Below are 13,019 nucleotides of genomic sequence, written 5' to 3' on the forward strand. Positions count from 1 at the left end.
ATCAGGACGCTGCCCAGTAGCCGTGCTGCTCGATGACCGATCACGTGCGAGGTTCCCCCGGGTCCCGGCACGGCACCTCCCGGACGGGCGATGCGTGCCTTCGGAAGATCCTCCCATTCGCCCGGAGCGGGCGACTACGGCGTGAGCGCCTGCATCCCGGTCGCGGTGAGCCGGGCCGGCACGCGCCCGGCCGCGACACCGTCGGACACCGGTGCGATCAGCCCGTCCTGGACGAGCCGCAGCGCGGCGGCCTGGTCGCAGCAGCAGCGGCCCTCCAGGTAGAGGGCGCTGAGCAGGAACTCGGCCCGCCCGCCCGCCACCTCGCGCAGTATCGCGACGTCACGGGCACTGAGCTGGGTGTCGACCGTCGTAGCCATCGCCGATGCCTCCTCGAACCGCACGCCCCGTCAGCGAGCGGTTTCGACGGTAGGGCCGGGATCGGACGGCGGTCCAGGAACTTGGGGCAGACCTGAGGTTCCGGCAGCGAGGCCACGCAGGATCCGGGGCCGGAACTGCTGCTCCAACCGGCCCGGCGCAAGCACGTCGGGCTCGACGTAGCTCTGCGTCCGCGCGCCTTCGACCACCGCGATGACCAGGCGGGCGAGGTCGTCCAGGTCGACGTCGGGCTCGACCCCGACGCGTGCGTAGAGCCCGCGGAGCAGCTCCGCCGCGAGCGCGCGGGCGGCGTCCGGGTTGCGGATGGAGTAGAGCGTGAACTCGGTCGCGATCTACGACACCCAGCCGCCCGAGCACTTCGCCCCGCTGGTGCACGACCTCATGGCGCGGCCGTTGCGCAGCATCCACCTGGCGGATCCCGAGAGCCCCGGAGCGCCGAGCACGACGACGCCGTAGTGACACTCCGTCGCCCAGGGTCGTTCGCTGCAGGCCAGGAGCACCGCGGTCGTTCACCCGATCGGATCCCAGGCGACCCCCTATGGGGGAAGGATCCCCGATCCCCAAACGGAGCGTGTTGAGAACCCGGGCCGATCCCCGATGGCCCCCCGCACCCCCCGGCCTAACTTTTGATCACAGCGGCCGGCCCACCCCGTCGGCCCGTTCCCCACCATCGACGGAGAAGAACTTGACGAACCACCACCAGCACCACAACAACCACCACGAGCGCCCCGTCCACGTCACCCAGAACGTGGACAACCACGCGGTGAAGGCTGCGGGCGACGGTTCGGTTGCCTCCGGTGGTGCGATCACCGGCTCCACGATCGTCTCGGGCAGCGGCAACATCCTCGGCAACGGCAACGTCTCGGGCAACGGCAACGTCGTCGGCGCCAACAACCACGTCGTCAACGGCAACGGCAACACCACGAGCTTCGGCGACGGCGACGCCACCAGCACCCACACCGGTGCGGTCACCGTCGGCGACGGCGGCGCGTTCAACACGGGCAGCGGCTCCACGTCGGTCGACAACTCCGACAACTCGCTGCACAACGTCGACAACACCTGGACCGACAACTCGGCGCACAACTCGGGTAACAGCTGGGTCGACAACTCGGCCCACAACTCGAACAACGACTGGAGCGACAACAGCTCCCACGAGCACACCCACACCGAGAACTCGGGCAACACCTGGGTCGACGACTCGCAGCACAGCGTCAGCCACATCCAGGACTCGTTCAACTCCTGGTCGCACCACCACTTCTCCTGATCCCTCAGGCAGTCAGAAGCCCCCGCCACCCACCGGTGCCGGGGGTTTCTGCGTTCCGGGGCCCGGATCCCCTAACGGGTAGCGGACTGCTCGTCCGTCGAGCACCGACCGGGAGTTCGGGCAGCAGGTCACCTGGGCCGCCGACGGCAGCACCCCGGAGCTGCCGTCGCGGTCGGGGTGCTGGCGGAGCGGCGCGAGGAGCACAGCGGGAGCGCGCTGCTGGCCGTCAGCACGATCGACGAGACCATGGAGGTCGACCGGAACTGACACCTCCCGGTCCCCGTCAGGCGCGCACCGCCGGCTGGAAACGCACGCTCTCCCTGGCCACCACCCGCTCCTCGACGGTCAGCGGGCCCCGGCGCCGCAGCGCGCTCACCACGTCGTCCACCAGCGCAGGCGGGGCCGACGCCCCGGCAGTCAACCCGATCACCCGCACCCCCGTCAGCCACTCGTCGCGGATCTCCCCCGCGTCCTCCACGAGGTGCGCCGGGGTGTCGCGGCGGCGCGCCAGCTCCACGAGGCGCACCGAGTTCGACGAGTTGCGCGAGCCCACCACCAGCACGAGGTCGGCCTCGTCGGTGATCGCCGCGAGCGCGAGCTGACGGTTGGTGGTGGCGTAGCAGATGTCGTCGGACGCCGGGCCCCGCAACGCCGGGAACCGCGCCCGCAACGCCGTGACGATCTCCGCGGCCTCGGCCACCGACAGCGTCGTCTGCGTCAGGTAGGACACCCGCTCCGGATCGGCCACCACCAGCGCTTCGACGTCGGCGACCGACTCCACCAGCACGGTCTGCTGCGGCACCTCGCCCAGCGTGCCGACGGTCTCCTCGTGCCCGGCGTGCCCGACGAGGATCACCGTGTCGCCCCGCTGGGCGAAGCGGCGCGCCTCCGCGTGCACCTTCGCCACCAGCGGGCAGGTCGCGTCGGTCACCTCCAGGTCGCGCTCGGCGGCCTGCCGCCACACCTCGGGTGCGACGCCGTGCGCGGCGAACACCACCGCGGCACCCTCCGGCACGGCCTCGAGCTCCTCGACGAACACCGCGCCGCGCGCCTCCAGCTCGGCCACGACGTGGGTGTTGTGCACGATCTGGCGGCGCACGTAGATCGGGCCGCCGTGCTCGTCGAGCAGTTGCTCGACCGCGGCGATCGCCCGCTCCACGCCCGCACAGAACGATCGGGGCGCGGCCAGCAGCACGGTGCGGGCGGGCCCCTCACCGGTCACGACGCACCATCGTCTCGGCGAGCGCGCGCAGCTGCGCGTCCGCGCCGGGGGCCGCCGTGCCCAGCCTGCTCAGCGCGCCCGCGAGCAGCGCCGCGGCGCGCTCCTTGCTCCACGCGCGCCCGCCGGCCAGCTCGACGAGCCCGGCGACGTGCTCGAGCTCGGCGTCGGAGAACTGCTGCTTGCGGTGGTAGAGCAGGTCCAGCTCGCGCGCCGCGGGCGTCCCCGACCGCAGCGCCGCCACGACCGGCAGTGACTTCTTGCGGCAGCGCAGGTCGTTGCGCACGGGCTTGCCGGTGGTCGCCGGATCGCCCCAGATGCCGAGCAGGTCGTCGACGAACTGGAACGCGACGCCCAGGTCCCGGCCGAACCGGTCGAGCTCCTGAACCTGCGCCGGGCTGCCACCGCCAGCCGCCGCGCCGAGCGCGCAGGCCGCGCCGAGCAGCGCACCGGTCTTGCACTCGGCCATGTGCAGGCACTCGGGGATCCCGACGTCACTGCGCTGCTCGAAGTCCAGGTCGGCGATCTGCCCGTCCACCAGCTCCTGCACCGCGGCGCTGAGCACGCGCACACCCGAGCGGCCCGCCGGGCTCGCCGCGAGCACGTCCATCGCGAGCGTCAGCAGCGCGTCGCCCGCCAGGATCGCGGGCGATGCCCCGAACACCGACCAGGCCGTCGGGCGGTGGCGCCGGGTCGTGTCCCGGTCCATCACGTCGTCGTGGAGCAGCGAGAAGTTGTGCACCAGCTCGACGGCAACCGCGGCGGGCACCGCCACCCCGGTGGCACCGCCGACGCCGGCGGCGGCCGTCAGCGTCAGCGCGGGCCGGATCGCCTTGCCCCCGCCCACCTGCGACGGCCGCCCGTCGGGTTCCCACCAACCCAGGTGGTAGCCCGCGATGTGGCGCACCGGGTCGGGGAGCGTGTCGACCGCGGCGCGCATCGCCGGCTCCACCTCCCGCTTGCAGGCGTCGAGCACGTCGGCGGCGACCTGCCGGGCGGCAGGCCACCTCGACGTCCCGGTCGTGCCCAACATCCCGGTCGTGCGCTGCTCGGTGTCCATCGTGGTCATCGCCCGAGCTCGACGTTCTCGAGCACACCCAGCGCGTCGGGCACGAGCACCGCGGCCGAGTAGTAGCTGCTGACCAGGTACGACATCACGGCACGGTCGTCGATGCCGGTGAACCGGACGTTGAGTCCCGGCGCGTGCTGGTCGGGCAGCGTCCCCGGGCGCAGGCCCACCACGCCCGACGAGTCCTCGCCGATGCGCATCGCGAGGATCGAGCTGGTGCCCTCCGGGCTGATCGGGATCTTGTTCGACGGCAGCACCGGCACGCCGCGCCACGCCGTGTGCTGCTTCCCGTCGACGTCGACGTCGGCCGGGTAGAGGCCCCGGCTGGTGCACTCGCGCCGGAACGCGGCGATCGCCTTCGGGTGGGCGAGGAAGAACGCGGTGCTGCGACGGCGGCTGAGCAGCTCGTCCATGTCGTCGGGGCCGGGCGGGCCGGTGCGGGTCTGGATGCGCTGCGAGAACGCGACGTTGTGCAGCAACCCGAAGTCCGGGTTGTTGAGCAGGTCGTCCTCCTGCCGCTCCAGCAGCTCCTCGACGGTGAGGCGCAACTGCTGCTGCGTCTGGTCCATCGGCTTGCTGAACAGGTCGGCGACGCGGGTGTGCACGCGCAGGGTGGTCTGCGCGACGCTCATCTCGTACTCGCGGGGGGCCGCGTCGTAAGCGACGTAGGTGCTGGGCAGCACGGCCTCACCGGCATGGCCTGCGGCGATGTCGACGGGTGCCTCGCCGTACTTGTTGCCGCTGGGCTCCGGCTCAGTGGAACCCTGCTCGAGGTGCTCGCGCAGCGCGGGCGTCCAGGCGAGGAACTCCTCGAGCGCGCCCCGGCCGAGCACGAGCACGATGCAGGGCGTCACGGCCTTGGCCGTGTACTCCCACATGCTGGCGCGGTCGCTGAGCAGCTGGGAGCCCAGCTGGTCGCCGTCGCCGAGCATGCCCAGCGTCGTGACGTCGCCGTACGGGCCGGTACCGAGCTTGCTGATCTTGCCGTGGACGACGAGCACGATCTCGTCGACGGGGTTGCCGAACTCGGCCAGCACCTGCCCCGCCGCCAGCGACCGCTGCTCGAAGCGCTGCGACAGCGCGGTGAGCGCGGCGGTGTCGGTGAACGTCCGCAGCGCGGGCAGCTCGCCGAGCTCGTCGGGGATCACCTGCACCGCGGAGCCGGTCTGGATGTACTCGATGCGACCGTCGCCGACCACGTGGGTCAGCCGCCGGTTGACGCGGTAGGTGCCGCTGTCGACCTCCACCCACGCGAGCTTGCGCAGCAGCCAGCGCGGGGAGATGCCCTGCATCTGCGGGGCGGACTTGGTGGTGGTCGAGAGGTTGCGGGCGGCGGCGGTGCCCAGGCTGGTCTTCGGCGCGCCCGCCGTGTCGACCTGCTCGTCGGAGAGGGTCATCTCAGTCCTCGCGCGCGATCTCGACGTTCTCCAGGATCGCCAGCGCGTCGGGCACCATCACGGCGGCCGAGTAGTACGCGCTGACGAGGTAGGAGATGACGGCCCGCTCGTCGATGCCCATGAAGCGGACGTTGAGCCCGGGCTGGTACTCGTCGGGCAGCCCGGTCTGGTGCAGGCCGACGACGCCCTGGTTCTCCATGCCGGTGCGCATCAGCAGCACCGAGCTGGTGCGGGCGGCGCTCATCGGGATCTTGTTGCACGGGAGCACCGGGATGCCGCGCCACGCCGGCACCTGGTGCCCCATCATGTCGATGGCCTGCGGGTAGATGCCGCGCTTGGAGCACTCCCGCCCGAACGCGGCGATGGTCCGCGGGTGCGCGAGGAAGAAGCCGGGGTCCTTCCAGACCACCGAGAGCAGCTCGTCGAAGTCGTCGGGGGTGGGCGGTCCGGTACGGGCGTGGAGCCGGTTGGGCAGGTCGGCGTTGTGCAGCAGCCCGAAGTCGGGGTTGTTGACCAGCTCGTGCTCCTGGCGCTCGCGGAGCTCCTCGATCGTCAGCCGCAACTGCTGCTCGGTCTGGTTCATCGGCTTGTTGTAGAGATCGGAGACGCGGCTGTGCACGCGCAGCACGGTCTGCGCCACGCTCAGCTCGTACTCGCGCGGGCTCGTGTCGTAGTCGACGAACGCCCTGGGCAGCTCGTACTCGCCGTCCAGACCGGACGCGACGTCGACGGCGGCCTCACCGGCGGCGTTCTGCGGGCGGTCGGTGCTCGCGAGCCGGTGCTGGATGTGGGCGCGCAACCCACCGGCGTTGCCGTTCATCTCCTCGAACGCCTGCCGCGAGAGGCTCAGCACCGTGCAGGGCGTCACGGCCTTGACGGTGTAGGGCCACTCGCCGCTGGCGTCGGCGAGCATCCCGTCACCGAAGTGGTCACCGTCGGCCATCACGCCGATGATCGTCTCGGTGCCGTACTTGCCGGAACCGATCTTGTTGAGCTTGCCGTGCGCCACGAGGAACGTCTCGTCGGCCACGGAGCCGGCCTCCACCAGCACGTCGCCCGGCGCGAACTCGCGCTGGACGAACCGGTCCGCCAGCGCCCGCAGCACCGGCTCGTCGTCGAAGCCGCGCAGCAGGTGCAGCTCGCCCAGCTCCCGCGCGATGACCCGCACCTGCGTGCCGGTGGTCACGAACTCGACCCGGCCGTCCCCGACGGTGTAGCTCAACCGCCGGTTGACCCGGAACACGCCGCCGTCGGCCTGCACCCACTCCAGCATGCGCAACAACCACCGCGAGGTGATGCCCTGCATCTGCGGAACGGATTTCGTCGTCGTCGCCAGGTTCCGCGCCGCCGCGGTGTCCAGGCTCGTCCGCTGCGCCACCTCGTCGACGATTGAGCCGATCGGATCGGTCACAGTCACCACACACCACCAATTCGGGAATATCGGGAGAGGTCGATTACCGGGCGATGCGCGGCGTCCACAATTGTCCGCCGGGGCTCCTGGCGGAATGCCCGAATTGTGCGGACCGGACGACGCGAGGCGCATCGCGTGATTGGTCAGTTGCTGACCGTGTTCACCGTACCCATTCGTTGCGGCCGGGCAAGTACACGAAAGGGGCCGATGGATCGGAGAGTCACCTGCGGTTGATATGCAAGTGCGCCGAATGCGTCCGATTTCTTGATCGACAATTCCCGTGCGGAATTCATGATCATCGGATCCGGAGCACCGCGAGGATCGCCCCGACGCTCACGGTCATGACGAGCGCGCTGAGCACGCCGATGACCGCGGCGGTGCGCACGGGCGAGGCCAGTGGCCCGGCCTTGACCTTGGCGACCACGGCCGGACGCGGCGGCAGCGGCGCCTGCGGCGCGGGAGCCGGCGGCGGCGTCGCGGCCGGCTCCGGCAGCGCCTGCGGAACGGGTCGCGGCGCGACCAACGGCGCAGGTCGAGGGGCCGGCGCCGCAGTTGGTGCGGGAGCCGGGACCGGAGCAGGCGCGGCGGGCGGTGGCGGCACCACCACCGGCGCAGGAGCGACGGGTGCGGCGGGGGCGACCGGCGGGGCAGCTGCAACTGGCGGGGCGGGGACCGCGCGCGTCACCGGCGGGGCCGCCGCCTGTGGAGTGGGTGGTGGCTGGGGTGCGGGTATCGGCGCTGGAATCGGCGCTGGAATCGGCGCGGGCACGGGTGGCGCCGGGCGTGCCGCAGGTGGGGAGACGGGCATGGGCCGCGGAGCCGGCGCAGGCGGGGGCGCAGGTGAAGTCCGGAGCGCAGGTGGCGACAAAGGTGCAGGTGACGGCGGTTTCACCGGGGCCGGCAGGGGCGGCGGGGACGGCAGGGGCGCAGGTGGGGGCAGCGGCGAGGGCAGGGGCGCGACCGGCGCCGGCGGTGGGACGACCGGAGCGGGGACGACCGGAGCGGGGACCGGTGCGGGTGGCACCGGGGCCGGCACGGGCGGGGCGAGGATCTCCAGCGTCGTGAACGCATGGTCACGCAGCAGCCCCACCCCGGACGGCCGGATGCCCCACGCGAACGCGACGAGGTTCGCGTCGAACAGCGGCGCTCTGCCCTGGCAGGAGGCGACGAGGGTCTCGCCCGGCCGCAGCACTCCGGGCACGGGCAGGCTGGTCTGCCGCCGGCAGCGCAGCCGGGGATCGAGCTCGACGGCGATCAGGACGGCGTCAGTCGCACCGACGTTCGTGACCTGCGCGGACTGCACCACCGCCGCACCCGCCCAGGTCCGCCCCGGCGTCACGGCCGTCGTCACGGTGATCTTCGCCCCGCGCGGGGTCGCGCCCGCGGCCCATCCCGGAGCGGCGATCAGGACGAGGGTGAGAGCGACGATGAGGATCGCGAGCGTTCGCGTCCTGTGCCTCACATGGAGCCCCACAATCGGTCGTGTCATACCCGCTGGCGGGGTCACGGTGGGTTGACACCGCGCAGCGGCGATCAATGATCAACTACTAACGGGCGCCGCGTCGGGACCGTCGGATGCAAGTTCCTATACCGTCCGCTGCCGCCGGGTAACCCCGCTGGTGTCGGTTCACTCCATCCGGCGAACCGCGGCGGCGGTGGCTTCACCGGGCGCGCGGCCGTGACCTAACTTGACGTCCTGCATTCGACCATCCACACGTTCCGCGAATTCTGACCGGGGGCATCCGACGTGGTATTCGACGTCGTCCTGTTCGTCGCCCTGCCCACCTTGTTGATCGTCGCTATCGGATTCTTTCGAGGTCGTCGTGAGCCCGTGTCCGCCGGCGATTCCGATTCCGACTCCGTATCCTTCGTCGGCGGAATCATCGGTGCATTGTTCACCGTTGTGCTGGCCTTCTACATCGTTTTCGCCTGGCAGCTCGGTGCCGACATCGGCAGCAGCGCCGACACCGAGTCCAACGCGCTGATCGACGCGTACCGGCAGGCCCAGTACATGCCCGAGCCCGATCGCAGCGCCGTGCAGGCCCAGTTGCGCAGCTACGCGGCGCGGGTGTCGGACACGGAATGGGGCCTGCTCGCGCAGGGCGAGGCCGACCCGCGCACCGCCGAGATCATCGCCACCGTGCGCGACGATTTCGCGGCACTGCCGGTGACCGACACCGTCTCGCAGTACACCCGGGAGAACGGGCTGTCCGACATGCGCGTGGTCGACGAGAACCACCGGTCGCGGGTCGACCTCGCCACCAGCAGCGACCCGTTCAACGACGTGCTGCTGGGCGCCACCATCGTCGCGGCCGTCCTGATGGTCGCGTTCCCGCTGCTCGTGGGCATCAGCGCCCGGCCGACGAACCTGGCCGTGCTGGGGATGCTCGCGTTCATGGTCGGCACCACGATCTTCCTCTCGATCCAGCTGACCCACCCGTTGGACGGCCTGTTCGGCGTCGGTCCCGACGCGTTCGGTGAGGCGCTCGACCAGATGCAGCCGGCCCAGTAGTCGATCCACCCGTTCGGAAGGAACTCCCTTGCAGGCCTTCACACTGCCCGCCTTCTACCTGCCGCATCCGGCCCGGATCAACCCGAACCTGGAACGCGCCCGCACGCACAGCGCAGCGTGGGCGCGGGACATGGGCATGCTCGACGCGGCCACCCCGGGCGGCGACCTCGTCTGGGACGACGACCGGCTGGCCCGCATGGACTACGGGCTGATGTGCGCCTACACGCACCCCGACTGCGACGGCGCGATGCTCGACCTGATCACCGACTGGTACGTGTGGGTGTTCTTCTTCGACGACCACTTCCTCGAGCACTTCAAGTACTCCCACGACATGCGGGGAGCGCAGGCCTACCTCGACCGCCTCGAGCTGTTCATGACGGGCTCACCACCCGAGCCGACGAGCCCGGCCGAGCTCGGGCTCGCCGACCTCTGGGCCCGCACGGTGCCCACGATGTCGGACGGCTGGCGGCAGCGCTTCGTCACCAGCACGCACAACCTCATGGTCGAGTCGATGTGGGAACTCGACAACATCGACCGCGGTCGCATCGCCAACCCCATCGAGTACGTCCAGATGCGCCGCCGCGTGGGCGGGGCGCCGTGGTCGGCGAACCTCGTCGAGGTGGCCGTCGGCGCCGAGATCCCCGACAGCGTCGCGTCGACCCGGCCGATGCGCGTCCTGTCCGACACGTTCTCCGACGCCGTGCACCTGCGCAACGACCTGTTCTCCTACCAGCGGGAGGTGCAGGAGGAGGGCGAGAACTCCAACGCCGTGCTGGTGTTCGAGCGGTTCTTCGACATCCCGACGCAGGAGGCCGCCGAGCTCGTCAACGACCAGCTCACCTCGCGGCTGCACCAGTTCGAGAACACCGCGATCATCGAGGTCCCGGCACTGCTCGTGGAGAACGCGGTGCTGCCGCACGAGGCTCTCGGCGTCGCCGCGTACGTCAAGGGGCTGCAGGACTGGCAGGCGGGCGGGCACGAGTGGCACGCGCGGTCGAGCCGGTACATGAACGAGGGCGCCGCGGCGACCTCGGCGCTGGGCGGCCCCACCGGGTTGGGCACCTCAGCGGCCCGCTCCCCCGGGCTGGCCGTGCGGGCGCGCTCCTACACGCACGCCTCGTTCGTGCCGGTCGGACAGTTGCCGCTGCCCGAGCTGTACATGCCGTATCCGATCCGGACGAGCCCACACCTCGACGAGATCCGCCACTACGCGGTGGGCTGGGCGCGCAGCGTCGGCTTCTTCGACTCGGTACCGGGCGTCGAGGCCGGCGGGGTCTGGGACGAGCGCCGGTTCGTCGGGTTCGACTTCGCCCACTGCGCCGCGATGATCCACGCCGACGCGAGCGTGCCGGAACTGCAGGTCTCGTCCGACTGGCTGGCCTGGGGCACCTACGCCGACGACTACTTCCCGCTGATCTTCGGAACCCGGCGCGACCTGGTGGCGGCGAAACTGGCCAACGACCGGCTGTCGCTGTTCATGCCGCTCGACGTCGGCGCCGCGGTGCCCGATCCGCTCAACCCGATGGAGCGCGGGCTCGAGGATCTCTGGCGGCGCACCGCCGGACCGCTCCCGGCGAGTGCCCGCGCGCAGTTCCGGGTGGCTGTCGAGGACATGACGTCGAGCTGGCTGTGGGAGCTCGCCAACGACGCGCAGCACCGCATCCCCGACCCCGTCGACTACATCGAGATGCGGCGCCGGACCTTCGGCGCCGACCTGACCGCGAGCCTCACCCGCCTACCGCACGCGAACTCCGTGGCGCCCGAGATCTACCAGACACGCGTGATGCGGGAGCTGGAGACCGCCGCGCAGGACTACGCCGCGTTCACCAACGACCTGTTCTCCTACCAGAAGGAGGTGCAGTACGACGGCGAGATCCACAACATGGTCCTGGTGGTGGAGCACTTCCTCGGCGTCGACCGCATCGTCGCGCGCGACGTCGTCGCCGACCTGATGCGGGCCCGCATGGAGCAGTTCGAGCACATCGTCGCCACCGGGCTACCGGCGCTGTTCGAGGAGGCACAGCTCGACGAGGAGGCCCGCGCGATCCTGACCCGCCACGCCGATGACCTCAAGGAGTGGATGTCGGGGATCCTCGAGTGGCACCGCAAGTGCATCCGCTACACCCCGGCAGAGCTGGAGCGGATGCGGACACCGGCCGGGCTGCTGCCCACCGGGTTCGGGACGTCGGCGGTGCGGTTGGCGGTGATGGCGCGGTAGGGGTGGCTCGGGCCGTGCGCGAGTTCGGACGGATGGCCCCGCGAGTTGGGGTGGATCGGCCCGCGAGTTGCGACGGATCGGCCCGCGAGTTGGGATGGATCGGCCCGCGAGTTGCGACGGATCGGCCCGCGAGTTGGGATGGACTGGCCCGCGAGTTGGGGTCGGCGGGGTGCGTGGATGTACGGGTCGTTCGGGTCGCGTTGGGTGGCGTGCCCCGGCTTTGCCGCCGGTCGGGTGCGGTTGGGTGGCGTGCCCGGCTTTCGTGCCGCCTCACCGGCGGAGCAGATCTCCGGGAGGGAACTCTGCACCCGGCGTGCGCGCTGCGCGCGCACGGCCGACACGACACGCACAACAGCTCTGAGCTGCAGAAATACCACTCGAAACACCATCGACCGAACATTCGTTCGAGTATGATGTGGGTATGTCCAGCACGGTCGCCGATGCGCACCGCCTCCTTCGCGAGGCGACCGTTGCGCTGCGATCCGTGGTCGAGAACGGCAGTGATGACGAGCGGCTCGCCGCGCTGCGGGTCAGTGCAGGGGTCGGGCGGCAGCTGACCGTGTTGACGGTCGACACCGTGGCCGAGCTGCAGCGGCGGGGCGCGTTCGTCGCGCGTGGCTACAAGTCGGTGAACCGGGCACTGGTCGATCAGCTCGGGTTCGAATGGGCTGAGGCCCGACGCCATACCGTCGCCGTGGAGCAGGTCTGCCCGCGCGTTGCGCTTGATGGCGCCGAGCTGCCGGCGCTGTTACCCGCCAGCTCGGCCGCGTCGCGGGCCAGCCCTGACGACCTCGCGGTCGTCGAAGCCGGACTCGCGAGGACCGCTGCGCATTGAAGTTCGCCACCATCGCCGCACTGCTCGACGCCAAGTCCAAGCCCCTCGGCAAGGAAGACCTCCGCACGATCGGGCAGCGTCAGGCCGATGCGCTGGCCGATATCTGCGGGTTCGTCCTCGACCGCGGCGACGTCCCGCAGCGAGGCGGGCACCGACCGCACGTGAACGTCACCGTCGCGTTGGAGGACCTGGAGAACCGGGCCCGCGGGGCGGTGCTCGAGTTCGGCGGTGCACTCACCGCCAAAGAGCTCCGGATGCTGGCCTGCGACTCCGGGATCATCCCCACCGTCCTGGGTGGATCCAGCCAGTTGCTCGACATCGGCCGCTCCACCCGCACCATCCCGGATGCCATCCGCAAGCGTTGATCATCCGCGACCAAGGGTGCGCCTGGCCCGGCCGCGACCGACCACCCTCCTGGTGCGACGGGCACCACATTCAGTACTGGGAACACGGCGGACCGACCAGCCTCGACAACTGCGTCCTGCTCTGCAAGGCGCATCATCGGCTGCAACACGACAGCGAGTGGATCATCCAGATCCGCGACGGGCTACCCGGGTTCATCCCACCCGCGTGGATCGACCCCCGAACAGGTCCCGCGCCGAAACCCGGCCACCCACCTGCGGCGCGCGGCATGAGTTGCCCTGTGTCAAGCCGCCGTCGGTTGATCTTGGTTGATGATGCGTTGGAGGGCGCGGTGG

The 13,019-nt window shown here is 70.9% G+C and carries 14 protein-coding genes; 7 read left to right on the forward strand and 7 right to left on the reverse strand.

All coding sequences use genetic code 11. The features are described 5' to 3' along the window. Positions 1-134 precede the first annotated feature (134 nt). Together ACFPFQ_RS22090 and ACFPFQ_RS22095 are read right to left on the reverse strand one after the other, a co-directional pair. Positions 135-377, reverse strand: a complete 243-nt coding sequence (locus ACFPFQ_RS22090) for a hypothetical protein (RefSeq protein ID WP_379621751.1) — start codon at positions 375-377, stop codon at positions 135-137. 30 nt (positions 378-407) lie between these two features. Beyond that, the gene (locus tag ACFPFQ_RS22095; protein ID WP_379621805.1) at positions 408-728 is read right to left on the reverse strand and encodes a TetR family transcriptional regulator C-terminal domain-containing protein; all 321 of its coding nucleotides are present in this window, start codon (positions 726-728) and stop codon (positions 408-410) included. On the opposite strand from ACFPFQ_RS22095, the gene ACFPFQ_RS22100 reads away from it, so the two are divergent. Together ACFPFQ_RS22100 and ACFPFQ_RS22105 are read left to right on the forward strand one after the other, a co-directional pair. After that, positions 712-852 (forward strand): hypothetical protein, encoded by a 141-nt coding sequence (locus ACFPFQ_RS22100; RefSeq protein WP_379621753.1) that lies wholly within the window; start codon positions 712-714, stop codon positions 850-852. The genes ACFPFQ_RS22095 and ACFPFQ_RS22100 overlap by 17 nt on opposite strands. Positions 853-1,081: 229 nt before the next feature. Then, positions 1,082-1,660 carry a hypothetical protein gene (locus ACFPFQ_RS22105; RefSeq protein ID WP_379621755.1) on the forward strand — a complete coding sequence of 193 codons (579 nt, stop codon included), beginning with the start codon at positions 1,082-1,084 and terminating at the stop codon, positions 1,658-1,660. 283 nt (positions 1,661-1,943) lie between these two features. On the opposite strand, the gene ispH is transcribed toward ACFPFQ_RS22105, so the two are convergent. The 5 genes from ispH to ACFPFQ_RS22130 all read right to left on the reverse strand — a co-directional run bounded on the left by ispH (position 1,944) and on the right by ACFPFQ_RS22130 (position 8,218). Next, on the reverse strand, positions 1,944-2,882 hold the full coding sequence (ispH, locus tag ACFPFQ_RS22110; protein ID WP_379621757.1) for a 4-hydroxy-3-methylbut-2-enyl diphosphate reductase: 939 nt from the start codon (positions 2,880-2,882) through the stop codon (positions 1,944-1,946). Continuing rightward, complete coding sequence (locus ACFPFQ_RS22115; RefSeq protein WP_379621807.1) at positions 2,872-3,912, reverse strand: family 2 encapsulin nanocompartment cargo protein polyprenyl transferase; 1,041 nt, start codon at positions 3,910-3,912, stop codon at positions 2,872-2,874. Before ACFPFQ_RS22115 ends, ispH begins: the two co-directional genes overlap by 11 nt. Before the next feature lie 32 nt (positions 3,913-3,944). Continuing rightward, positions 3,945-5,345 carry a family 2B encapsulin nanocompartment shell protein gene (locus ACFPFQ_RS22120; RefSeq protein ID WP_379621759.1) on the reverse strand — a complete coding sequence of 467 codons (1,401 nt, stop codon included), beginning with the start codon at positions 5,343-5,345 and terminating at the stop codon, positions 3,945-3,947. Position 5,346: 1 nt separating this feature from the next. Then, positions 5,347-6,762 carry a family 2B encapsulin nanocompartment shell protein gene (locus ACFPFQ_RS22125; protein ID WP_379621761.1) on the reverse strand — a complete coding sequence of 472 codons (1,416 nt, stop codon included), beginning with the start codon at positions 6,760-6,762 and terminating at the stop codon, positions 5,347-5,349. Positions 6,763-7,051: 289 nt separating this feature from the next. Beyond that, a complete protein-coding gene (locus tag ACFPFQ_RS22130; protein ID WP_379621763.1) occupies positions 7,052-8,218 on the reverse strand; it encodes a hypothetical protein in 1,167 nt (388 codons plus the stop codon). A gap of 429 nt (positions 8,219-8,647) precedes the next feature. Here ACFPFQ_RS22130 and ACFPFQ_RS22135 point away from each other — a divergent pair, with 429 nt between their 5' ends. From ACFPFQ_RS22135 to ACFPFQ_RS22155, 5 genes are all read left to right on the forward strand, one after another. Next, complete coding sequence (locus ACFPFQ_RS22135) at positions 8,648-9,268, forward strand: hypothetical protein (protein ID WP_379621765.1); 621 nt, start codon at positions 8,648-8,650, stop codon at positions 9,266-9,268. Positions 9,269-9,296: 28 nt separating this feature from the next. Continuing rightward, positions 9,297-11,486, forward strand: coding sequence for a terpene synthase family protein (locus ACFPFQ_RS22140; protein ID WP_379621767.1), 2,190 nt, complete (start codon positions 9,297-9,299; stop codon positions 11,484-11,486). Between the two features lie 421 nt (positions 11,487-11,907). Beyond that, positions 11,908-12,321: a hypothetical protein gene (locus tag ACFPFQ_RS22145; RefSeq protein WP_379621769.1), complete on the forward strand. Its 414-nt coding sequence runs from the start codon at positions 11,908-11,910 to the stop codon at positions 12,319-12,321. After that, the gene (locus ACFPFQ_RS22150; protein WP_379621771.1) at positions 12,318-12,686 is read left to right on the forward strand and encodes a DUF222 domain-containing protein; all 369 of its coding nucleotides are present in this window, start codon (positions 12,318-12,320) and stop codon (positions 12,684-12,686) included. The genes ACFPFQ_RS22145 and ACFPFQ_RS22150 overlap by 4 nt, the downstream gene beginning before the upstream one ends. Next, the coding region (locus ACFPFQ_RS22155) for an HNH endonuclease signature motif containing protein (RefSeq protein WP_379621773.1) at positions 12,683-13,019 on the forward strand (337 nt) is incomplete at its 3' end. The genes ACFPFQ_RS22150 and ACFPFQ_RS22155, both read left to right, overlap by 4 nt.

This window comes from Pseudonocardia sp. GCM10023141 (assembly GCF_042653605.1).

Coding starts and splice junctions, on each gene's coding strand:
- ACFPFQ_RS22115 (WP_379621807.1), bottom strand. CDS start 3,912: ATGTTGGGCACGACCGGGACGTCGAGGTGGCCTGCCGCCCGGCAGGTC.
- ACFPFQ_RS22120 (WP_379621759.1), bottom strand. CDS start 5,345: ATGACCCTCTCCGACGAGCAGGTCGACACGGCGGGCGCGCCGAAGACC.
- ACFPFQ_RS22145 (WP_379621769.1), top strand. CDS start 11,908: ATGTCCAGCACGGTCGCCGATGCGCACCGCCTCCTTCGCGAGGCGACC.
- ACFPFQ_RS22090 (WP_379621751.1), bottom strand. CDS start 377: ATGGCTACGACGGTCGACACCCAGCTCAGTGCCCGTGACGTCGCGATA.